Source organism: Pseudochrobactrum asaccharolyticum (assembly GCF_003314995.1).
Lineage (GTDB): Bacteria > Pseudomonadota > Alphaproteobacteria > Rhizobiales > Rhizobiaceae > Pseudochrobactrum > Pseudochrobactrum asaccharolyticum.
The window spans coordinates 1-22,724 of record NZ_QNRH01000017.1; the positions used below are offsets into that span (position 1 = coordinate 1).

General features: G+C 50.1%; 20 protein-coding genes. 14 read left to right on the forward strand and 6 right to left on the reverse strand.

Annotated features, from left to right (window positions below):
- Together DFR47_RS20795 and DFR47_RS20800 are read left to right on the forward strand one after the other, a co-directional pair.
- Positions 1-494, forward strand: a 494-nt coding sequence (locus DFR47_RS20795; RefSeq protein WP_113946433.1) for a hypothetical protein, incomplete at its 5' end; no start/stop codon positions are given.
- Positions 495-909: 415 nt separating this feature from the next.
- Positions 910-2,199: a solute carrier family 23 protein gene (locus DFR47_RS20800; protein WP_113946434.1), complete on the forward strand. Its 1,290-nt coding sequence runs from the start codon at positions 910-912 to the stop codon at positions 2,197-2,199.
- 57 nt (positions 2,200-2,256) lie between these two features.
- On the opposite strand, the gene DFR47_RS20805 is transcribed toward DFR47_RS20800, so the two are convergent.
- Positions 2,257-3,045 (reverse strand): Crp/Fnr family transcriptional regulator, encoded by a 789-nt coding sequence (locus DFR47_RS20805; protein WP_113946435.1) that lies wholly within the window; start codon positions 3,043-3,045, stop codon positions 2,257-2,259.
- A 361-nt stretch (positions 3,046-3,406) separates the two neighbouring features.
- Between DFR47_RS20805 and DFR47_RS20810 the strand changes: the two genes are divergently transcribed.
- A complete protein-coding gene (locus DFR47_RS20810) occupies positions 3,407-4,114 on the forward strand; it encodes a response regulator transcription factor (RefSeq protein ID WP_245416670.1) in 708 nt (235 codons plus the stop codon).
- A 212-nt stretch (positions 4,115-4,326) separates the two neighbouring features.
- On the opposite strand, the gene DFR47_RS20815 is transcribed toward DFR47_RS20810, so the two are convergent.
- Both DFR47_RS20815 and DFR47_RS20820 read right to left on the reverse strand, forming a co-directional pair.
- Positions 4,327-4,719 (reverse strand): hypothetical protein, encoded by a 393-nt coding sequence (locus tag DFR47_RS20815; RefSeq protein WP_113946437.1) that lies wholly within the window; start codon positions 4,717-4,719, stop codon positions 4,327-4,329.
- Between the two features lie 166 nt (positions 4,720-4,885).
- Positions 4,886-5,539: a hypothetical protein gene (locus DFR47_RS20820; protein ID WP_113946438.1), complete on the reverse strand. Its 654-nt coding sequence runs from the start codon at positions 5,537-5,539 to the stop codon at positions 4,886-4,888.
- A 326-nt stretch (positions 5,540-5,865) separates the two neighbouring features.
- Here DFR47_RS20820 and DFR47_RS20825 point away from each other — a divergent pair, with 326 nt between their 5' ends.
- From DFR47_RS20825 to DFR47_RS20835, 3 genes are all read left to right on the forward strand, one after another.
- Positions 5,866-6,369 carry a ClbS/DfsB family four-helix bundle protein gene (locus DFR47_RS20825; RefSeq protein ID WP_113946439.1) on the forward strand — a complete coding sequence of 168 codons (504 nt, stop codon included), beginning with the start codon at positions 5,866-5,868 and terminating at the stop codon, positions 6,367-6,369.
- 227 nt (positions 6,370-6,596) lie between these two features.
- Positions 6,597-7,790: a calcium:cation antiporter gene (locus DFR47_RS20830; protein WP_113946449.1), complete on the forward strand. Its 1,194-nt coding sequence runs from the start codon at positions 6,597-6,599 to the stop codon at positions 7,788-7,790.
- Between the two features lie 36 nt (positions 7,791-7,826).
- Complete coding sequence (locus tag DFR47_RS20835; RefSeq protein ID WP_113946440.1) at positions 7,827-8,276, forward strand: DUF411 domain-containing protein; 450 nt, start codon at positions 7,827-7,829, stop codon at positions 8,274-8,276.
- A gap of 102 nt (positions 8,277-8,378) precedes the next feature.
- On the opposite strand, the gene ada is transcribed toward DFR47_RS20835, so the two are convergent.
- The 3 genes from ada to DFR47_RS20850 form a co-directional block, all read right to left on the reverse strand.
- The gene (ada, locus tag DFR47_RS20840) at positions 8,379-9,461 is read right to left on the reverse strand and encodes a bifunctional DNA-binding transcriptional regulator/O6-methylguanine-DNA methyltransferase Ada (RefSeq protein WP_113946450.1); all 1,083 of its coding nucleotides are present in this window, start codon (positions 9,459-9,461) and stop codon (positions 8,379-8,381) included.
- Between the two features lie 75 nt (positions 9,462-9,536).
- A complete protein-coding gene (gene alkB / locus DFR47_RS20845) occupies positions 9,537-10,187 on the reverse strand; it encodes a DNA oxidative demethylase AlkB (RefSeq protein ID WP_113946441.1) in 651 nt (216 codons plus the stop codon).
- Positions 10,188-10,240: 53 nt separating this feature from the next.
- A complete protein-coding gene (locus DFR47_RS20850) occupies positions 10,241-11,686 on the reverse strand; it encodes a patatin-like phospholipase family protein (protein ID WP_113946451.1) in 1,446 nt (481 codons plus the stop codon).
- Between the two features lie 369 nt (positions 11,687-12,055).
- Between DFR47_RS20850 and DFR47_RS20855 the strand changes: the two genes are divergently transcribed.
- The 8 genes from DFR47_RS20855 (at position 12,056) to DFR47_RS20890 (ending at position 22,269) form a co-directional block, all read left to right on the forward strand.
- Positions 12,056-13,207, forward strand: coding sequence for a M20 aminoacylase family protein (locus DFR47_RS20855; protein ID WP_113946442.1), 1,152 nt, complete (start codon positions 12,056-12,058; stop codon positions 13,205-13,207).
- Positions 13,208-13,573: 366 nt separating this feature from the next.
- Positions 13,574-15,205 carry an amidohydrolase gene (locus tag DFR47_RS20860; protein WP_113946443.1) on the forward strand — a complete coding sequence of 544 codons (1,632 nt, stop codon included), beginning with the start codon at positions 13,574-13,576 and terminating at the stop codon, positions 15,203-15,205.
- Between the two features lie 84 nt (positions 15,206-15,289).
- Positions 15,290-16,891 (forward strand): ABC transporter substrate-binding protein, encoded by a 1,602-nt coding sequence (locus tag DFR47_RS20865; RefSeq protein WP_113946444.1) that lies wholly within the window; start codon positions 15,290-15,292, stop codon positions 16,889-16,891.
- A gap of 234 nt (positions 16,892-17,125) precedes the next feature.
- Positions 17,126-18,061: an ABC transporter permease gene (locus tag DFR47_RS20870; RefSeq protein WP_113946445.1), complete on the forward strand. Its 936-nt coding sequence runs from the start codon at positions 17,126-17,128 to the stop codon at positions 18,059-18,061.
- Between the two features lie 4 nt (positions 18,062-18,065).
- A complete protein-coding gene (locus tag DFR47_RS20875; protein ID WP_113946446.1) occupies positions 18,066-18,887 on the forward strand; it encodes an ABC transporter permease in 822 nt (273 codons plus the stop codon).
- Positions 18,884-19,897, forward strand: a complete 1,014-nt coding sequence (locus tag DFR47_RS20880) for an ABC transporter ATP-binding protein (RefSeq protein WP_113946447.1) — start codon at positions 18,884-18,886, stop codon at positions 19,895-19,897. The genes DFR47_RS20875 and DFR47_RS20880 overlap by 4 nt, the downstream gene beginning before the upstream one ends.
- Positions 19,890-20,858 carry an ABC transporter ATP-binding protein gene (locus DFR47_RS20885; protein ID WP_113946448.1) on the forward strand — a complete coding sequence of 323 codons (969 nt, stop codon included), beginning with the start codon at positions 19,890-19,892 and terminating at the stop codon, positions 20,856-20,858. The genes DFR47_RS20880 and DFR47_RS20885 overlap by 8 nt, the downstream gene beginning before the upstream one ends.
- 100 nt (positions 20,859-20,958) lie before the next feature.
- Entirely contained in the window at positions 20,959-22,269 is a 1,311-nt protein-coding gene (locus DFR47_RS20890; protein WP_113946452.1) for an amidase, read from the forward strand.
- Positions 22,270-22,724: the final 455 nt, after the last annotated feature.

The window sequence follows — 22,724 nt, forward strand, 5'->3', positions numbered from 1 at the left end:
CCTTTAGTGTTTGTCATGGCTATGATTGCTATTATCGTACGAAAGTCGCGCTGTCTGCGAAGGATGAACTACATATTCAGAACCTCTTGAAAAAGGCCAATCGAAGTGCCGGTGACGAACGAAAAGCATTGCGTACTGCCATTGCATTATTCGAAGAGCGTAGCACCGCAGCAATTGGCGTCCGCGATAAACCTAAGATGCAATTCGGAAAAGCCCGTATCAAAGGGCAGATGGATTGCGTGGATGAATCCATCAATACAGATGCTTTTTTGCGCTATTTACAGTCGCGTGGCTGGTTAAAGCATCATACACCTGAACGGCGCACGACACGCGGTTCTTTCATTGATGGCCGTTATCCGCATTGGACTGCTGTGATTAAGGATAAGTCAGGACAGAGTTGGGCTGTTGATTCCTGGTATGAAGCAGGTGGCGGATTGCCTGATATTATGCCGCTTCAAGACTGGAAGCGACGTGGTTATGGTGGCGAGCGCTAACACCCCAAATATTGCATTAAGGTATGATGCTTCCTCTTAATTCGCTACATGATGGCCGTGCAAAGCATCTTTGTTAAGATCAAGCTATATTGCGTTAAACGTAGACCGCTAATGGGAAAGGCATATTGAACAACTTATACTGTGGCATGTTTTTAAGTTGATCTTTGGATAATATTCAATAATCAGAGCTGTTGTATCAAGTTTTTGACTAAACAATAAACTTTACTATTTTTATTTCTTGTCCCTATATGAGCAGGCTGCTTTCCGTTAAGGCAGAAACGCAATGCCATGCACAGCGTGAAAAGTTGTGCCTATCGATACGATAATGACATAAAAATTAATTCTGCATATCGAGTATCGTGGAAATCTTCATGACAAATAGCTAAAGAAAATCAGCATTTATGAAGGGGACAAGATGGCTTATTTTCCTAACTGGCGTTTGACGGATAATATTACCGTATTACCGGATGAACGTTTACCGACTGCCGCAGCCGTGCCGATGGGGATTCAGCACCTGCTTGCGATGTCCGGTTCGACAATTGTTGCTCCGCTGATCATGGGCTTTGATCCCAATGTCGCGGTTTTCTTTTCCGGTATTGGTACACTGCTGTTCTTCCTGATTACAGGTGGGCGTGTCCCGAGTTATCTTGGTTCGTCTTTTGCATTTATCGCCGTTGTTATTGCTGCAACCGGCTATAGCGGTAGCGGCCCCAATGCGAATATTGCTTTGGCACTTGGTGGTATCATTGCCTGTGGTGCGCTTTATGCGATCATTGGTCTGATTGTTATGGGCGTTGGTACCGGCTGGGTTGAAAAACTCATGCCGCCAGCTGTGACCGGTGCCATCGGTGTTGCTATTGGTTTGAACCTTGCCCCTGTTGCTGTTGGTCAGCTTAAAGGCACGCATGCGCATATTATCATCGCATTGATGACAGTTCTATGTATGGCGGTTATTTCTGCCTATGGCCCGAGAGCGACCCGCCGCGTTGCGGTTTTGCTGGCTCTGGTATTTGGCTATGTGCTGGTGCTGGTTTTCGGTAACGGGATGGGGCTGGTTCCGGGCATCAACTTTGATGCAGTAAGCTCAGCCGCATGGTTTGGCTTGCCGCATTTTGTGAAGCCGGAATTTACTTGGCCTGCGATTACACTGATCGCGCCAGTTGCTATTGTTCTGGTTGCTGAAAATCTTGGCCATATCAAAGCGCTTGGTTCAATTACCGGTCAGAATATGGACCGCTATATTGGTCGCGGCTTTTTTGCTGACGGCGTGGCAACCATGATCTCCGGCTCCGGTGGCGGTACTGGTGTAACAACCTATGCTGAAAACATCGGCGTCATGGCGATGACGAAAGTCTATTCGACACTGGTCTTTGTTATCGCAGCCTGCATCGCGCTGGCATTGAGTATGTCACCTAAGTTCGGTGCAATTCTGCAGACGATTCCGGCACCGGTGCTGGCTGGTCTGGCCGTTTCGGTCTTCGGGCTGATTGCTTCGGCAATGGCGCGTATCTGGGTGGTCAATAAAGTTGATTTTTCTGATCCGCGTAATCTCTTCACCGTTGGTATCGCGCTGATTTTCGGTGCCGGTGACTTCACAGTTACTATTGGTGATTTTGCTCTGGGTGGTATCGGTACTTCGACACTGGCAGCTCTTGTGCTGTATCAGTTGCTTGGTATCGGTCGTCGCGAAACAACAGCCAGTTAATCCTTCATGATTTGAACCGGCCGGAGTAAACTCCGGCCGGTTTTTTATTACGCATATTTATGATTGCAACGGTGCTCCGGAATAGGACATGGTTTTGTCGAACACGGACATATGCATAAATTCACCGTCATATTCAGCAAGAGCGATCAGTGCCTTGCGATTTAAATAGTCTACTCTGCTGTTTTTAAACATCAGCAGTCCTTCTTCCCGCAATTCACGCACCATGCGGTTCAGGTGAATAGGCGTTAGTCCGAGAGCGTCGGCAAGCTGATATTGCGTGATCGGGCAATCAAAGCCTTTGTCATCTCCCATGCCGCAGGCTTTGGCCCTGTCGCCAAGTTCGAGCAATAAATGCGCCGTTCTGACCAGAGCGCTTCTGCATCCGACATTTGTCAGATGCTCAATCAGCAATGAGCGTTGGCGGGCAAACAGTTCGATCAGGATAAAGCTTAGTTTCGGTGCCTGCTGAATGGCATTGGCCAGAGAGCAGAGCGGTACTTCAAAAACGGTCATTGGTGTGATTGCAGCAACCGTATTATAACTGCGTCCTGCAGCGGTTCTTAAGCCGACGAAATCGCTGCGCATAGGAAAATCGAGAACCTGTCTTTCCCCGTTCGACAGGTCACGATAAACACAGCCCCAGCCGCTTTGCACCAGATGAATACTGCGTATGCGCTCCCCCTGATTGATAATGGTGCCGTCGGCTTGTACGCGGCGCTCATCAACCTGCAGCGAGGCAAGGGCTCTCAGCTCGATATTTTCGAAATCAGCTAAAATTGGCGGTGCTTTGAGAAGATCAATCAGAGCACTGACGGTTATATTGATAGTGTGCAGTTCATTATGCATCTTCTGCCCCCTTAAAACAGAGCATTTCATAGTTAAGTGGGGTCACTTGACGTCGTGATAATGTGACCAAACAAAAAATGAGAGCGAGCAGCATAATCCATTTTGGACGTAAAACGTTCTAGATCAAAAGATGTAGTAATCTGTTCCCGTTATGCAGATAAAGTTCGATTTTATATTTCTGATGGCTATTTTGTTAACTTAGATTAAGGACAAGCCTATCCTATATAGCAATAATTCAGTTTATCAGCATTCTTTTTGTTTAAGCAATCCTGATGCTGTTACGCAATGCAAAGCATATATTATGATTTAAAATATCATATATAATATAAAATCAATATAGTAGAGTGGGGAGGAGCGGGAGATGCAGTACAGAGCAGCTTCCGAAGGCGTTGGGGAGTGTCAGATGATGATTGCAGAACATAATCTGGAACAACGACTTGTACTTATCTGCAAAAGCAATCTGGATCGTGAATGTTTACGTCATAGTTTGCTCAACACCGGCCTCAGATTACCTGTTGTCTGTTTCGACAGTGCTGAGGGCGGTGACATCGAAACTGCGCGTATCAATGCAGCGGTTCTTTTATTGCATATCGGTGCGAGAAAAGTGACAGATCCGGATGTCAGCGCTGAAATTAAAGCGCTCAAGGCCGACTGGGATCCTGTGCCTGTCATTTTACTCTCAGAACGTGAGGACTGGGAGCAGGTCGTCTGTGCGGTGGAGCTCGGGGTTCGCGGGTTTATCCCGACATCTGTTGGTGTGAAAATTTGCGTGGAAGCTGTCCATCTTGCCATGGCCGGCGGAATATTTATTCCTGCGACCTGTATTACTGCAAAGTCACAACCGCAAAAGACCAGCCACCATGATTTAAGCGGCTTATTTACTGCACGCGAAATTCAGGTCATTCACTTATTGCGTCAGGGCAAGGCCAATAAAACCATTGCTTATGAATTGACTATGAGTGAATCCACCGTGAAGGTTCACATGCATAATATTATGAAAAAATTTGGCGCAACGAACCGTACTGAAGTCGCCTATAAATTGAATAATATTTATCAAAATCTGTTCTGATTTTTCTTTCCTGAGGATTTGTGTAGGAGTGGATGTTCTCCACTCCTACAGAATGAGAGCGGGTATCCTATTGAATCGGACTCTCATTCTTCTCGAAACGGAAGAAATAAAAACTTCCTGTTATTTTATGTTTTAAAGGGGATGCGTATGTTTCCGGATGCCTGCGATTGCTGTTGCTGCCGGACTCAAGAAAATACACAATCCACTGATAGTCAGGGTTTGATACTGACAAAGCCGGAAGAGGAGCCCATTGCGCCACCGGCTGCACTCGCGGCAGACGAGCCGCCGAGAAACCCGGTGTTTGAATTCGCCAGCGCTCCAGACTGACCGGAAATACCCGAACTATAGAGTGAACCGGAAGCACCGACACCAAAGCCCGGAACGACGACACCGCCGCCGATACCAGTTGTAGTGGCCCATCCGTTTGTTGTGCCGAAGCCTTGGGCTGTTGAGCCAGCACCAAGGAACCCGCCGCCGCTGACGGCAGAATTACCCATAGACTGACCGACGAAACCGCCGCCCCATTCTACGGTTTGTGCGGATGCAGGCAATGCGCCTGCGAGCGCCAGTGCGGCAACGGCTGAAAAAGCAAAAACGCGTTTCATTGTTTAATCCTCCAACTGTTATGGCAAATCTCCCGTTTGCCAGATATATCCGGTGATATATCCCGCTGCCCATGAGCAGGCCAAAGCACGTCATGGGCAGAAGGCTAGATCCTCGAAAGGGGAGCTTTTTGTTATGTATTTGATTTTTCATAATTAAAGTGTTCGCTCACATCACAGGACGCGGGCAGAACCAGGCGCGGCCTTTCTGTGCATCCGTGCGCAATGTGCAGCCTTTGGCTTCCAGATCTTTTGTGCTCAGACCTAGTGCTTTGGCTGAGTAAGTGCGTTTGTTGCCAGCTGGTGCACGGGCAGGTTGTGCTCGTGGTGCCGGAGCAGCCATCGCAGCCGCTGCAACTTGTGGTGTTGTGCGATAGGAAACCTGACGGGCAGCTATTCCTTGTGACGGACAGACAATGCCGGTTGCATTGAGTGAGGCACGGACTTCCTTGTTCAGGCATACCAGATCAAGAGCGGCACTGCGGTGGCCGAGACCTGCTAAAGCGGAGGCATAGGCGCGGCGATTACATTCCCGCATTTCATAGGTCGAGCCGATACCGAAGCCCCAGCCTGTTGCACCGATACCGGCACTTGCAGAACCTGCGCAGGAATGAACGCCTGCCGCAACCAATCCCGGTGAAATTGCGGGAACAGTCGTTCTGATCCGGTTTGGCGAGGTGTTGGAGCTGCCGATCGCAATTGCGGTTGCGCCGGAGTTGGAATTGGAATTGGCATTATTGTCCATTGTAAAAGACTGTGCCAATGCACTGCCGCCGCTGATGCTGATGATACCGGCGCACAATAGGATACCCAGTTTAGCCATAGCTAACTCCTTTCCGGGGCGTAAAACGCCCGGCTTTGTGTGGCTTTGATTGTTTCTTTGATGACTTATGCTGACAAAGCGTGATCTGCTTTGCTGGTATTTATTGTATTGATGTTGCGGTGTTTGAAATGCTGGAAAATTGATTAAGCTGAATAAGCAGATTGGCTGGTATTTTTGACCTGCCTGTAAATGGAATGTCCTTATTGCCTATGACGGCTCTAAACCTGTTGTATTTTTTGAGGCAGCTAAAGCATAAGGTTTAGACCGGTTTATGCTTGTCGGTCGTAGTGGTTTTTTTAAGCGCGTATCAAAATTGGAGACAGGTCGTGGCTGTACCGCAAACGAAAGATGAATTGCTCAAAGCAATCCATACAAATTTTGAAAAATTGCTACGCATTCTCAGTAGAACTCCTGCGGCTCAGGTCACGGATAAAAGCCTTGCAGGACATGCGAAGAATACGCAGATGAGCGTCAAAGATCTGGTTGCTTATCTCACCGGCTGGAATGAGCTGGTGATAAAATGGCTGGAAAAAGACAGTGCCGGAGAGCCGGTGGACTTTCCGGAAACAGGTTTCAAATGGAATGAGCTGGGACGGTTGGCGCAAAAATTTTACGCGGATTATGATGCGCTGTCCTATGATGATCTGTTATCCCGTTTGCAGAGCGTCAAAGAGAAGATCATTCAGCAAATTGAAAGCCGTACCGATGAAGAGCTCTATGGCACGCTCTGGTATCAAAAATGGACCATGGGGCGGATGATCCAGTTTAATACTTCATCTCCCTACAGCAATGCTTGCGGGCGTTTGCGAAAATGGCAGAAGGCTGTTTAGAGTATGGTGCGCCTTGTTTGCGGGCAAAATGACGCCATTGCAGTGGTTGTCTAATTTGCTGCAGATCACTATATACGCTCAGTGCAGGACGACCTGCCATGTATCATCCGGGGACGGCCCCTCTATCCGGTTCAGAGCTGACTGGCTTTGACCATTTGAATAATGTGCATCTATGCTGAAACTGATTGGTTTTATGATGCGCTGACTTGATGGAGAATAAGGGCCTGATGATAAAACCATCTGAAAATAAAACCCTGTCTGCGGAACATGAAGCTGCATCCTTGCGCTCGTTGTTCCCGAAACTGACACTGATCCGCTTGTTGATTGCATGGTCTGTGGTTGTTGTTTTTGCCATTTGGGGCAAGCAATGGCTGGCAGAGCCATTTGATAATACAATTGCAGTTATCTGCTTTATGGTGCTGTTTGCGACGATCGTGATGGCCTCATTTGGTGTGGTAGGCGAAGCCGATCACCTGGCGCATCAATTGGGCGAGCCTTACGGTACGCTTATTCTCACACTGTCGATTGTGTCGATTGAAGTGATCCTGATCGCTTCGGTTTTGCTCGGACCGGGTGAATTCCCGACTATCGGCCGTGATGCTATTTTCTCCGTAATGATGATCATTCTCAATCTGGTGACAGGTCTTTGTTTGCTTGTTGGCGGGCTGCGTTATCGCGAACAGGAATATAATGCACAGGGCTCAGTCAGCTATCTTTCCCTGATTACAATGCTCACTGGTCTTGCTCTGGTTTTGCCGAATTATGTGTCCGGTGCCGGTGAATTCAATTTCATACAAGCCATTGCATTCTCCGCCATTACGATTGTGGTCTATGCTGTGTTTCTCTGGATGCAGATCGGTAATTACAGCCGTTTGTTTGTGCAGCCGGTTTCTGGTTGTATGGCTGTTCCGGCTGGCGGTGCATCCAACACAGTGCAGCAGGATGATGCTCCATCCGTGCCGGACAAGCGCGCAATTCTCATTCGCTCTGTTTTGCTGATTGCGATGATCCTGCCGATTGTTCTGCTGGCACATGATCTGGCTATTCTGATCGATTATGGCATCGAGACGGTTAATGCTCCGGTTGCTCTTGGCGGCGTGCTGATTGCAATTATTGTCTTTACACCGGAGTCCATTACAGCCGTTAAGGCGGCGCTGAATAATGAAATGCAGCGCGCGATCAACCTGTGTCTCGGTGCTTTTGTTTCGACTGTCGGCTTGACGGTTCCGGCGGTGCTGATCATTGGTTTTGTGATGAATAAAACCGTGACGATGGGTATTTCCGGATTTGAAACGATCCTGTTCCTGCTCACCGTTGCCCTGACAGCCTTTAGCTTTATCGGACAGAGAACATCGCCAATTCAGGGTGTTTTGCATCTGGCGCTGTTTGCAGTGTTTAGTGTGCTGTTGTTCAGCGCATAAGAGATTTGGCAGCTTTTTGAGAAAAGGATTTCTGATATGAACCTTAAATATGTCGCTGGTGCCGGTATTTTCGCACTGATGATGACCGGTATGGCCTCAACCGCTCTGGCTCAGCAGAGCAAGATTGTTGAGCTGTATAAATCGCCTTATTGTGGTTGCTGCGGTGCATGGGGCGATCATATGAAGGCTGCGGGCTTTCAGATCAAAGAGCATAATATTGAAGATCTGGCACTGGTCAAAGCCAAGTATGGTGTGGCTGATGACCTGCAATCCTGCCACACGGCCATTATTGACGGCCATGTTATTGAAGGTCACGTGCCTGCACAGGATATCGAAAAACTGCTGGCTGAAGGCGGTGAAAAATCGGGTCTGGCCGTGCCGGGCATGCCTGTCGGCTCACCGGGAATGGAGCAGGGCGGAATGACCGAGCCTTATCAGGTCATCCGCTTCTCTAAAACCGAGCGCTCTGTCTTCGCGCAGCATTGATTGGTTGAAAATCTAAACGGCAGCACATGTGCTGCCGTTTAGCTTCTTTAGTTTATCGCATTATCACAATGTCAGATTGAACCGGCCTGACTGTGAAATGCTTTAATCATCAGCTGTGATTTTTTCTTTGTTGAGCAAAGTGCGTTTACGCTCCACACCCCAGCGATAGCCTGACAGGCCGCCGTCATTCCGCACTACGCGGTGGCAAGGTACAATAACGGCTACCGGATTGGCCGCACAGGCACCGGCAACCGCTCTTGCCGCTTTCGGCATACCTGCAAGGCGGGCAAGTTCTGCATAGCTCACAGTCTCGCCTGGTGGAATCTGGCGCAAAATCTGCCAGATTTTTTGTTGGAAAATCGTGCCGTGAATATCCAGCGGCAAATCGAAATGTGGTTGCGGTTGTTCGATAAATGCAACGCAGCTCTGAAGCATGTCAGTAAACTCTTCCCCGCTCGCTGTAATTTCAGCTTTCGGGAAGCGTTTTCTCAAATCATCCAATAAAGTATTGTCATCATCACCGAGCAAAATAGAGCTGATGCCTTTGGAGGTGGCGGCAACCAGCACTTTGCCTAAAGAGCAAGGAGCGATGGCGTAATGCAGCACGATATTAGTACCGCCTTTTTTGTGCGCGGATGCTGTCATACCTGAAAGCCTGTTTCTGGAAGCATAGAAGTTGCTGCTTTCATTATAGCCTGAATTGTAAATCGCCTCTGTAACGGAGGTTTTGTTGTTCGTCAGTTCCTGTTCGAGCTTTTCAAGGCGCAGGGACTGAGCATATTTTTTTGGTGTAATGCCGGTGACCTGTTTAAACAACTTGTGAAAATGGGACATGCTGAAACCGGCATGTTCTGCCAACTTGCTCAGATCCGGTGCCGTTTCGTTATCGCGGATCTGGCGGCAGGCTTCTTCAACTAGGCGGGATTGCTGCTGCTGCAATGTTTCCAACCGTTGCGGAACACAGCGCAGGCAAGGTCGATAGCCAGCTTTTTCAGCCTGATGCGGCTGATCGAAAATTTGTGTGTGCTCAGGCTTTGGCCGACGCGAAGGACAGGTCGGGCGGCAATAAATGCCCGTGGTGCTGATAGCATAGACAAACTGACCGTCAGCGTCCGGATCGCGCTCCAGCACAGCCTGCCAGCGCGGGTCGTCAAGGAGTTTGTCTATGCGGGCGTGCTTGTTCACGGCTTTACCTTTCTTTGAATGGATCACAGGGTATCGCGTGAACTTAGTTCCTGCACTGCAAATCTTATTTTCAAATCAGGCGGCTTTTCTGAAGGTCAGATTGATGCGGGTGCGGCCAAGAAGCGGGTGTTCACCATCTTTCAATGGGGTAATACCATGATAGTAGAGACGCGACGGCCCGCCCCACACGACGACATCACCATGCTGTAAGGCATATTTGAGCACCGGATCGGTGCGTTTCAAGCCGCCAAACTGAAATGTAGCTGGCAGTCCCAGCGAGACTGAGACAATGGGATGTTCAGGGCTTTTCTCATCTTTGTCCTGATGCAGTGAGAGCTTGTTTTTCGGCTCGTAGCGATTGATGAGACAGGCATCCGGTGTGAAATTCTGATAACCGGCTTTGGCTGCCGCATCTTGTGCCAGCTTCAAAAAACACTCCGGCATTGTTGGCCAGTTTTCACCGGTCAGCGGGTCAACCGGACTATAGCGATAGCCGCTGCGGTCGCTGACCCAGCCAAGCGGCCCGCAATTGGTCATCGCAACAGACATCGTAAAACCGCCCGGCGTTACCATATTCCGGAACGCAGCCCGCGCGGTTATTTGTGCAAGCGCGGAAAGCAAGTCACGTTCATGGCTCAGAGCTTCCCCGCGCAATAAGACGGCACCTTCGGCGAGCGTTTCCTGTTCAGGCAGAGCGGGGATCAGGTTCGAGAAAAGATCTTGCATTGTCATAACCGGATATTGGAGGCCGTGGCCGCTGATTATAAACTACGGCGCGTTTAATGGAAAACAGGTAATGCGGCTGTTCGTTTGACCGGTGAGACCTGTTCAGACTTCCTGACATCGGCAAATTTTTGAATGTCGAGAATGGCATTCTGGATTCTCTCATGTTGCATAACGGCTTTGTGTCCGGAGGCAACAGCCAGATCAACTTGTTGTTTCGGCAGCCTGAAACGGGTCGGAATCCTGTTGAGATTATTTTGGGTCGGCCCGTCCAGATCACGAAAGCTCACCGCTTCAACAATCAGCGACAGGTCTTTGCAATTCCAACCCTGCAAACTACCACGATATTCTTTGACCTTTGTCAGAGGTAAAGAACAACGATAATCAATGAGTTCTTTTTGCCATTGGTTCGTGGCGAATTTCAGTGCATCAAAACCATCGCGCACCGAAGCGGAGATCGCAGTATAGGCCGTTGCCGCAGCGACTTCCGGCAAAATCGGGCCATGAACGGTTTTAACCCATGGCTCTTCGCCTTCCGTTCCGGCATCGGCGACGATGAAAATCAGCTTGCGCAGTTTCACAGCCTCTGCCGGAGATAAAGGGCCATGCGGGTTTTTGGCTGCAGCACGCGCCAGAGCAAAAGGTGTGACGCCGATATTATCGGTCAAAGCACCGTCGAGCAGTTTGATGTAATGCTGCTGCGGATCATTGCGATAGGCATAGAGACTGCGTGCATAGGCATTGAGCCGCAGGGAAACATCCGGATTGGTCAGCGTGTCTTTCAGCCATTGCGGTGGCTGATAATTGCACTGTTTTTGATTGGCTGACACCACAACCGGTGCAAAAGCTACAGGGACAGCAGCCGAGGCACTGACCGCATCGGCAAGGCGGACTTTGTCCAGATCGCTGCACAAAGCATCGAAAGTGTCATAGGTGAAATGAAACGGTGTGCGGTTATAAATATCGGAAGCGGTGATCCAGACTGTCGGCGCATCGCTGCGTCTGAGTGCGGCGAAGGTTTTGCCGTGAAACAGATTTGTATCCAGCCATTGTGAAAGTCCGTGGCGGTCATTCAAACCGCCGCCGATTGCCCGTGCAACATTTTCCGGTGGCAGTAAAGAAGTGCGCAGCCCCGCTTCGGCATTGCGATAGAGAAATTTTTCACGGAAATCACGATAATGATCAGGGCCGGTCATGCCGTAATAGGCAGCGGCAACGGCACCGCCGGATGCTCCGGACACCAGTCTTACATTTTCAATCAACCGGCGTTTATAAGGATATTCGTCAATGACGATGTCATCCAACGCCTGCAATACCCCATAGGCAAAAGCCGCAGAGCGCGTGCCGCCACCGGAAAAAGCCAGTGCCACAACGGTGGAGCCATCATTGCCGTGATCAGCAATATAATCAGTTCTCTTGCTGTGGATCGTGGTTTCATGACTGTTGATCGGGCCGACATCCTTGGATGCACAGGCCGACAGGGTCAGAAGAGCTGCAGACATCAGGCTGATTGAAAAACGCACATTCTGCTCCGGTGACAACAAGTTTTGATGAAAAAGCCGTGTCTGCAAGTTTGCGGATTTTGCCCGTCTTTATGCAGGATTTAATCTTTATGAGAGGTCAGCAGTTGCGGCAAGAGCAAAGCGAAAGTGCTGTAATATAAAATCTTACGAAAACTTTTTATAAAAGAGCTTTGCTCCGGCATGACATCGTTTTACAACAGATGAGAGTCGTAGAAACTTGCCTGTTGTTAAAAGGGAGCGCCTTCTTTTAACACCTGTTGATCGTGCTGTGATGCGGCTCTGTGCGGGAAAATGACTGATATATAAAATGCACATACCGGAGCGGTTGTGCATTTCGGGAGTGAGAAAATGAACAAGTTTGACTTCAGCAGTTTTCTGCCGGAGCTGATTAATATCCGTCATCAGTTACATGCGATGCCGGAAATCGGATTGTCGGAATTCAAGACATCAGAATTTATCGCACAGCATTTGCAGAAATGGGGATTTGAGGTCACGCGCGGTCTGGCGCAGACCGGTATTATCGGCACGCTGCGTCGCGGTAACAGCAATCGCTCTGTCGGCTTTCGTGCTGATTTTGATGCACTGCCGATTTTGGAGGAAACTGGCCTGCCTTATGCGAGCCAGCATAAAGGCGTGATGCATGCCTGCGGCCATGACGGCCATACGGCAATGCTGCTGGGTGCGGCCTATGCCTTGTCGCAGGATCCGGATTTTAACGGTGCGGTTCACCTGATTTTCCAGCCGGCAGAAGAGAATTTCGGCGGCGGAAAAATGATGGTTGATGAGGGGCTGTTTAACCGTTTCCCTTGCGAGCAGGTTTTTGCCATTCATAATATGCCGGGTCTGGCGACGGGTATGTTCTCGGCTAAAGCGGGTGCAATGGCAGCCTCTATTGATGTGCTGACAATGACGGTCAAAGGCAGCGGCGGTCATGGTGCGATGCCGGAACTGACCGTTGATCCGGTGGTTGTGGCCTCCAGTATTGTGATGGCATTGCAGACGCTGGTTTCCCGTAATATTTCGCCACATCAGCCTGCCGTGGTAACGGTTGGTTCTTTCCAGTCCGGCTCTGCCAACAATATCATTCCGGATACAGCTGTGCTTGAACTGTCGATGCGGGCAACTGATCCGTCTGTGCGGATTGCATTGCGTGAACGCGTTGAGGAAATTGCCCGTTTTCAGGCAAAGAGCTATCAGGCGGATGTGCAGTTTGACTGGTCTGTCGGTTATCCGGCAACGATCAATAACAAGCAGGCCTATGAGCTGGCGCGCGATGTGGCGATTGCCGGATTTGGCGCAGACTCATTTGAAGAGCTTGATGTGCCTATGATGGGCAGTGAGGATTTCTCCTTCCTGCTGGAAGCCGTGCCGGGTGCCTATATTTTCCTTGGTAATGGTGACAGTAGCGGGCTGCATACCAGCCGTTATGATTTCAACGATGAAATCCTTGAACGTGGCGCTGGTTTCTTCCATCTGTTGGCAAAATCCAGCCTCGTTTAAAGATAGAAAGTCACGAATCTGCTCATAATTCATATGGCAGATTCGTGATATATCTATCGAATTTCTGCATGGCTTTATGTGGTACTTGCATACAAGCGCTGATCAAAAATAAAAATCGTTAAATTGCAGCTTAATTGCGCAAAACGACGTAAAAATAACGCTTAATTTTAACAAATGCGCAGCTTGCTTTTCATTTCGTATAATGATTGGCTCTTGTAAACGATTGAAAAAGTGCCGGAGCTTTCCATTCTGTCAAAGAGTGCATGGTGAACCGGCATACGGGAAATGACGATAATACTGCATGGTATTGCACGCCGGAGAAGCGATGTAACAAGCCTGCAGCAGCATGAAAGGGGAGGGCACATCATGGCCGCGAGCGGGATGATTATTGCCGACAAAATTTTACACAACGGTACCATCTGGTGCGGTTATGAAGAGGGCACTGTTGAAGCTCTGGCCATCTGGCAGGGTAAAGTGCTGGCCGCCGGTAAAGCCGCAGATATTTTGCAGCTTAAAGGCGAAACAACAGAGCTTGTTGACCTCAAAGGCGCATTTGCCACTCCCGGCCTGAATGACGCGCATTTACATTTGATTTCCACCGGCCTGTCTTTGAAGCGGATTGATGCAACGCCTGCCGCATTGCCGACACTGGCTGATTTGCAGGAAGCGATCCGCGCCAAAGCAGCAACTTTGCCGAAAGGCGAATGGATTCTGGCGCGTGGCTATGACCAGACCAAACTGGATATTGGCCGTCATCCGCATAAATCCGAGCTGGATCAGGCAGCACCTGACCATCCGGTCTATCTGACCCGCGCCTGCGGCCATGTGGCGATTGCCAATTCCTATGCCCTGAAACTCGCCGGTGTTGATGAAAACACAGCGGTGCCGGAAGGTGGCCTGATTGAGCAGCAAAACGGTAAAATTACCGGTATGCTGGCAGAGAATGCGCAGGATCTGGTACGCGCTGTCATTCCTGAGCCGAGCGAAGAACAGATTATTGAAGCGATTGAAGACGGCGGTAATATGCTGCTGTCCTACGGCATTACCTCCTGCATGGATGCGGCGGTCGGTCAGATCGCCGGTTATAAGGAAATCCGCGCTTATAATATTGCCAAGCGTGATAACCGTCTGCCGGTACGCACATGGGTGGTGCTGCTCGGTGATCCGGGCAAATCGGTAGTGCCGCAATGCTATGAGAGCGGGCTGGTTTCCGGTGTCGGCGACGATATGCTGACTGTCGGTGCGGTGAAACTGTTTCTAGACGGTTCCGCTGGCGGTAAAACCGCATGGATGTCGGTGCCGTATCACGGCGATGACGTGAATAATATCGGTGTGCAGATTCTCAGTGATGAAGATTTGCAGGCGATGGTGATGGATGCCCATGCCAAAGGCTACCAGCTTGCCTGTCATGCAATCGGTGATATGGCGATTGAACAGCTGATTACCGCCTATGAAAAAGCACTGGAAGCCTATCCTGATCCGGATCGTCGCCACCGTATTGAACATTGCGGTTTTTCCAGCGATGCCCAGCATCAGCGTATGCTCAAAGCCGGTATTTATCCGTGCCCGCAGCAGGTTTTCATCTATGATTTCGGCGATGCTTATATTTCTGTGCTGGGTGATGAACGCGCCCGCCCGAGCTATCCGCTGAAAACATGGCGTGATCTTGGTTTCAAACCGGCGACCGGCAGCGACAGCCCTGTCTGCCATCCGAACCCGTTCCCGAATATCTATACAATGCTGACCCGCAAGACATGGAAAGGCACTGTAATGGATGAAAATCAGCGTGTTTCCATTGAGGAAGCTTTGCAGGTCTATACGGAATACGGTGCCTTTTCGCAGAAAATGGAGACTGTGAAAGGTAAGCTGGTTGCAGGTCAGGTTGCGGATATTGCCGTGTTCTCGCGCAATATGCTGGAAGCAACACCGGAGGAAATTCTCAGCGCCACGCAATGCATCATGACATTGCGTGGCGGTGAGGTTGTCTACACCCGCTAAAGCGGGATGCAAAGAAAGGTTCTGACCATGCAACGGAGAACATGGTCAGAACCAGGGATAAATTCTGAGGAGGGGATATTCTCAATGATTAAACGCATAGCTTTAATCTCGACAATGGCGGCATCTTTGCTGGCCGGTGTTGCCATGAACGCGTCTGCTGAAGAGCCACGCAAAGGCGGCACGATTAATTTCGTTGCGCCTTACGGCTCGAGCTTCGGTACGCTGGACAATCAGGCAACAACTGCAACGCAGGACGAATTTCCGACCAAAGCACTGCATCGTCGTCTTTATGCATGGGATGGTACAGCCAACAAGCCGCAGCTTGATCTGGCAACGGAAGTCAGCGCTTCGGAAGACGGTCTGACCTATACTTTCAAACTGCGTCAGGATGCATTTTTCCATAATGACAAGCAGATGACTGCGGATGACATCATCTACAGCTATAAGCGTGCGATGACACCGGGAAAAGCCTATACCGGTGCTCGCTATGTCAGCAATATTAAAGGCGCTGATGCTTATTCCGAAGGCAAAGCTCAGGAAATCGAAGGCCTGAAAAAGGTTGATGATTTCACGCTTGAAATCACATTGAATGAAGCACTGAATCCGGGCTTCATTTTCATGCAGCCGAGCACTGTGATTTATCCGGACGGCGAAGCGGATAAAGACAGCTTCAAGAGCAATCCGATTGGTCTCGGACCTTATAAATTCTCGGAATATGTGCCGGGGTCACGTCTGACCGTTGTGAAGTGGGATAAATTCTACCTCAAAGACAAGCCTTATGCTGACAAGATCAACATTATGCTGATGGGTGAAGCCGCAGCCCGTGACGTTGCTTTCCGTAATAAGGAAGTGGATGTTTCGGTTCTCGGACCTGCACAATATGTGACCTATAAAGCTGATCCGGAACTGTCGAAAAACATTCTGGAAGTGGCTGAAGTTTATACCCGCGCTATGGGTTTCAACACGGATGTTAAACCGCTGCAGGACAAACGTGTACGTCAGGCGATCAATTACGCAATTGACTCCGATCTGATCATCAAACGTCTGGCAAAAGACAAAGCCTATCGTGCTGTGAGCTGGTTGCCGCTGTCTTCACCGGCTTTTGATAAGGATGCTAAAGCATATCCTTATGATCCGGAAAAAGCGAAAGCTCTGCTTGCTGAAGCCGGCTATCCGGATGGTTTTGAATTTGAAGTCACTGCAACACAGAATGAAAGCTATGGTCTGACCATTGCGGAAGCAATCATTCCGATGCTGGCAAAAGTCGGTATCAAGCTGAAGACCAAGCCGGTTGAAGCAGCTGTTCTGTCTGAGGTTGTGCCGGGCGGCGATTTCCAGTCCTTCCTTTGGTCGCTGGAAAGCGGTCCGGACCCTCTGACTGCGCTGCAGTGCTTCTATTCCAAGACACCGCAGTCTTCCTGTAACTACACCAAATTCAACAATGCTGAATTCGACAAGTTGTATGAGGCTGCGCAGCAGACCAAGTCTGAGGAAGAGCGCAACGAATTGCTGCGCAAAGCCAATAATATCCTGCAGGATGAAGCGCCGTTCTGGTTCTTCAACTACAACAAAGCGGTCATTGCCTATCAGCCATGGCTGCATGGCCTGCAGCCAAACTCTGCCGAACTTGCAATTCAGTCTTATGAGGAACTCTGGGTTGACGACAGCGTGCCAGCCGGCCGCTAAGCGCAATCAGGTCTGATTATGAGGCGTGCCGGAGAGCGGTTATTCGTTCTCCGGCTCCGTTGCAGTCTTCAGGGCATAAGACCGGAGCGCTGATCAGCTTTCCGCACATGGTCTGGAGTTTAGTTTTGTCGCATATCGGTATCATCCTGAAGCTGAGCATAATCAATCCGTGTGATTGACGGCTTGCAGAGATGGTTCCGTTTCCCCGATATACCGGAGGAAGGAGCACACAGGTTGCTTCGATTTATTATCAGACGAGTTTTGCAGATGATCCCGACCATTCTGGCGGTGTCTCTGATTATCTTCGTCATTTTCAGTGTTATTCCGGGCAGTTTTACGTCCAGTCAGATTGCCGACGGTAAAGGGCGTAATGACCCTAAAGTCGTTGAGCAGATGAACAAGGAATTCGGTCTCGACAGGCCGGTTTATGAACGGTTCGGCTCTTATATTGTCAATCTGGTGCAGTTTGATTTAGGCAAATCATTTCGTACCCGTCAGCCGGTAACGCAGGTGCTGATGGAGCGGATGTGGCCGACCATGAAACTGGCGATTGCCGCAATGACACTCGCGGTTCTGATCGGTGTGCCGCTTGGCTTTATCGCAGCGCTGCGACCCGGTAGCATATTAGATACAATTACGATGATCGGTGCGGTTTCCGGCTTGTCATTGCCGCAGTTCTGGCTCGGTCTGCTGCTGATGTATTTCTTCGCGCTGACTTTGGGCTGGTTGCCGAGCTTTGGCTATGGTGACGGTGGTATCCGCAATCTTATTCTCCCTGCAGTCACCTTAAGTGTTGCGCCGCTGGCTTTGCTGGCACGTACAACCCGTGCTGCAGTGCTGGAAGTGATGGGCGCGGATTTTATCCGTACCGCCCGTTCCAAAGGTATGAATGCCTATCGTCTTGTCACATGGCATCTGGTGCGCAATGCGCTGGTTCTGATTATCACCACTGTCGGTCTGCAATTCGGCTCGCTGATGGGCGCAGCCGTGGTGATCGAAAAACTGTTTTCATGGCCGGGGCTTGGTTCTCTGCTGGTGGACAGCGTGTCGATGCGCGATATTCCGGTGGTGCAGGGCGCTATCCTCATGATCGTATTGTGGTTCCTGATCATCAATACGATTGTCGATATTCTTTATGCGGTCATTGATCCGCGCATCAGCCACGAGTAGCGCCATGAGATTACGTTTCAATCTGTTATTCGGCGGAGTGCTCTGTGTGGTTATTTTGGCCGCCGGTATTTTCGCTCCTTTACTCGCCCATTATGATCCGGTGCTGGATGCCGATCTGATCAATGCGGAACTGCCGCCGGACGGTGATTTCTGGTTCGGCACTGATGCACAGGGACGCGATGTGTTCAGCCGTGTGCTCTATGGCGCACGGATTTCGCTGACGGTTGGTATTGTCTCACAGATCATCAATACGCTGATCGGCCTGACAATGGGCATTTCTGCCGGTTATTTCGGCGGACGCTGGGACGATTTTGTCTGTGGTCTGACCAATGTCATGCTGTCGATCCCGTCACTGATCTTCGCGCTGGCAATTATGGCGATCCTCGGCCCTGGTCTTGGTAGCCTGCTGATTGCACTTGGTCTGACCAACTGGTCATGGACCTGTCGTATTGCCCGCTCCTCTGCGCTGTCCCTTAAAAAACAGGGCTATGTGCAGGCAGCAAAAACACTGGGCTATAGCGATATCCGCATTATGATTACCCAGATTTTACCAAATATGATCGGGCCTATTCTGGTAATCGGCACGCTCGGCATGGGTGATGCTATTCTGGCAGAGGCTGCACTTTCCTATCTGGGCTTAGGCATTCGTCCGCCATTCCCGAGCTGGGGCAGCATGCTGACTGATGCGCGTGAGTTGATTGCGATTGCACCATGGGCAGCTATTTTCCCGGGGCTTGCAATTTTCTTTACAGTACTGGGGCTCAATCTGTTTGGTGACGGGCTGCGCGATGTGCTGGATCCGCATATGAGGAGCCGCAAATCATGAGCGATGCACCACTCTTAGAAGTTAAAAACCTTCATATTGATATGGTTTCCGGTGAAACCCGCTTTAACGTGGTTGAGAATGTTTCATTCTCGATCGGCGCGGGTGAAACTTTCGGTCTGGTCGGGGAGTCCGGTTGCGGTAAATCCATTACTTCGCTTTCGATTATGGGTTTGCTGAACCGTCCGCTGGAGGTCAGCTCCGGTGAAATCCTGTTTAAAGGACAGGATTTGCGGAAATTAAGCAGTCGTGACATGCGTAAATTACGCGGCAGTCGCATTGCGATGATTTTTCAGGAGCCGATGACAGCACTCAACCCGCTGGCAACAGTAGGGCGGCAGATTGCAGAAATGTTTGTGCTTCATCAGGGCGCGACATGGCATGAAGCGGAGAAGAAAGCCGTTGCGGCCTTAGGTCAGGTGCATGTGCCCGCACCGGAAAGCCGTGTGAAAAACTATCCGCATCAGATGTCAGGCGGTATGCGCCAGCGTGTGATGATTGCTATTGCACTGGCCTGTAATCCGGATTTGCTGATTGCAGATGAGCCGACAACCGCACTTGATGTGACAGTTCAGGCAGAAATCCTCAAATTGATGCAGGAATTGTGCTCATCACGCGGAACCTCTGTGCTGATGATCAGCCATGATCTTGGTGTGATTGCCAAAATGTGCAAGCGCGTCGGGGTTATGTATGCCGGTCATCTGGTGGAAGAGCAGAATGTAGCGGATCTGTTTGGGCATCCGGCACATCCCTATACGCACGGTCTGTTGAGTTCTTTGCCGGTTCTGGGACAACGCAAGCCGGAAGAACGTAAACGGCTTCAGGAAATTGACGGTGTCGTGCCATCTATTTCAGCTTTCCCGAAAGGCTGCCGGTTTCAGCCGCGCTGTGAACGCGCAACCGATATCTGCCTGAGCAAAGTGCCGCCGCAGACAGCGCTCGAGCATACGATCGTCAAGACTGCGGATGCAGAAACAAAACGCGGATTCGTGAGGTGTTATCATCATGAGTGATCAGAACACGCCGCTGTTGCGTATTGATAATCTCAATGTCCATTTTCCGGTAACGGCCGGTCTGTTTCGTGCTTCGACGCAGGCTGTTCGTGCGGTCAATAATTTCAGCCTTGATCTGCATAAAGGTGAGTGTCTTTCCATTGTGGGGGAATCCGGTTGCGGTAAATCCACACTGGCGCTGACAATTCTTGGCCTGCAAAAGCCGACTTCGGGCACGATTTATTTTGAAGGTAAGCCAATTACCGGAGAAAAAGGGCCAAGCCGTCTTGAGCGGGCGCAGATGGCGCAGATGGTTTTTCAGGATCCCTATGCGTCGCTCAACCCGCGCCAGACGATTTACACATCGCTTGCCGCACCGTTGCGCTTGCAAGGTGTGACGACAAAATCGGAACTCAATGACCGTGTTGAGAACACGATGAAGCTTGTCGGGCTGAAACCAGAGCAGGCTAAACGCTTGCCGCATGAGTTTTCCGGTGGTCAGCGCCAACGCATCGGTATTGCCCGCGCGCTGGTTCTCAATCCGAAAGTGGTTGTGCTGGATGAGCCGGTTTCGGCGCTGGATGTGTCGATCCGTGCACAGATCATCAATCTGTTGCTGGAGCTGAAAGACGAATTGCAACTGTCTTACATTATGATCAGCCATGATCTGAGTGTGGTTGAGCATATGAGTGACCGGGTTGCGGTGATGTATTTCGGTCAGGTTGTGGAGCAGGGCCCGTGGCAGGATGTTTTCGCCAATCCGACACATCCTTATACGCGACGTCTGATGGGGGCTATTCCGGATCCGTTTGCGATTGTTCGTGGTGAAGAGCGCACAGGCATGGATGATGCACCACCTCCGCCGGCCGGATATGATTATTATCCGCGCGAATTCGGTAAGCATGATGTTTATACTGTCCCGCCGGTCACGGAACTTCTGCCGATCGCGGACAGCCATAAAGTCCGGTTTATCGCTCAGTGATGCAATCTGAGACAGATACATAATATAGAGAGTGAAAAGGCCATGAACCGGCATACGGCTCGTGGCCTTTTAATATAACAAGAGTGATATCGTGACTGAAATGAAAACTGAGGGCACTGAATTGTCGACACGTCAAAGACTGGATGCAATTTTAAAACGTCTTGAAGATCGCAAAGCCACGGAAGCGGTTTATGTGAAGCTTTATCCGGATACAGCACGCGCCGAGGCTGATGCAGCCGATCAGCGTGCAGCGCGCGGCGAAAGCCTCGGGCCTTTGGATGGCAAGATTGTTTCTATCAAAGACTTGTTTGATGTGGCGGGAGAACCAAATCTTGCAGGCTCCATCATTCGCAAAACGGCTGAACCGGCGGGCAAAGATGCAGTGATCGTTGAACGCTTGCGTAAAGCTGGTGCGATTATTATCGGCAAAACCCATATGACAGAATTTGCATTCACGGCTGTCGGGCTCAATCCGCATTATCCGGTGCCGGGCAATGCCTATGATGCACGCCTTGTTGCCGGTGGATCGTCATCCGGTGCCGCTGTGAGTGCCGGTGAGGGCACATGTGATATTGCCATTGGTTCTGATACCGGCGGTTCTGTTCGTATTCCGGCAGCTTTGAATGGTGTTGTCGGTTTTAAACCGACGCATGGCCGTGTTTCGCTGGAAGGTGCGTTTCCTTTATCGCCAACGCTCGATTCCGTCGGGCCTCTGGCGAAGACCGTTGCGGCCTGTGCGGATGCCGATGCGATTATGTCCGGTGGAGCGCCACTACCTTTGGAGAAGATTGATCTTGCTGGTCTTAAAGTCGGTATTGCACAGGGCTTGGTACTGCAGGATATGGAGGACGATGTCGCTGTTGCCTATCAGGCAGTGCTGGCAAAGTTTGAAGCTGCTGGTGCTGAATTCATAGAATGCAGTTTTGATAGTTTGGTATCCGCATTGCGGACAGGACCGAATAAAGGATCACTCACTGGTATTGAAGCAGCTCATATTCATAAAGACTGGCTGAATGATCATTCTATGCCGGTTGATGAACGAGTAAGTATACCTCTGCGTGAGCGTTTGAAAATTGCGGATGCAGATTATCAGACTTTGCTGACGTTCCGCGGAGAGTTGGTGAAGCAAGCCGATACTATGATGGCGGCCTTCGACATTGTGCTGATGCCGACAACACCGATCAAAGCTGTTCCTATTGCGCAGGTTGCTGAAGATGTGCCGGAATATGATCGCGTTGAAACACTCTATTTGCGTAATACGCAGATTATGAACCAGTTTGCACTGACAGCACTGTCGCTTCCGATGCCAATGCCGGATCGTCCCGCTGGTCTGATGCTGGTTGGCCGGAATGGTTCGGATCGTAAGGTTCTGGCAATTGGTTCAGCAGTGGAGGCTTTATTAAAAGCGTAAAATGTTTCACGGGAATCATTATTGATATCAAACCCCCGTCTGTTTCGCAGGCGGGGTTTTATTTTTGATCCAAAATTAGTGCCGCTTCTTCAAAAGCAGCTTTACGATTCTGGTTTTGCGAGTCGAAACGGCGGTTTGGGGGTGTTTTTTTGATATATGAGGTGTGGTTTTGGTGTGTTTTGGTTGTAATTGAGTGTTCGGATGTATTGTGATTGGTGTGAAAACGGGGTTGAGGCTGTGGATTTGTGTTTTTTGTTATAAAAATTCCATAAAAGGTGTTTGTGCGTGTTGACAGTTTGGCTTGGTGGGGTCTATATGAGCTCAACAACGAGGGCGGCGGCGCTGCTAGCGGCAGAGAGTTTCGCCCTTGAGATTGGTTGATTGAGAGATTGGCTAATCGCTAAAGCACTGAAAAGATTGAGAGATTGATTTAGTGTTTACGAGATTTTAAGGTT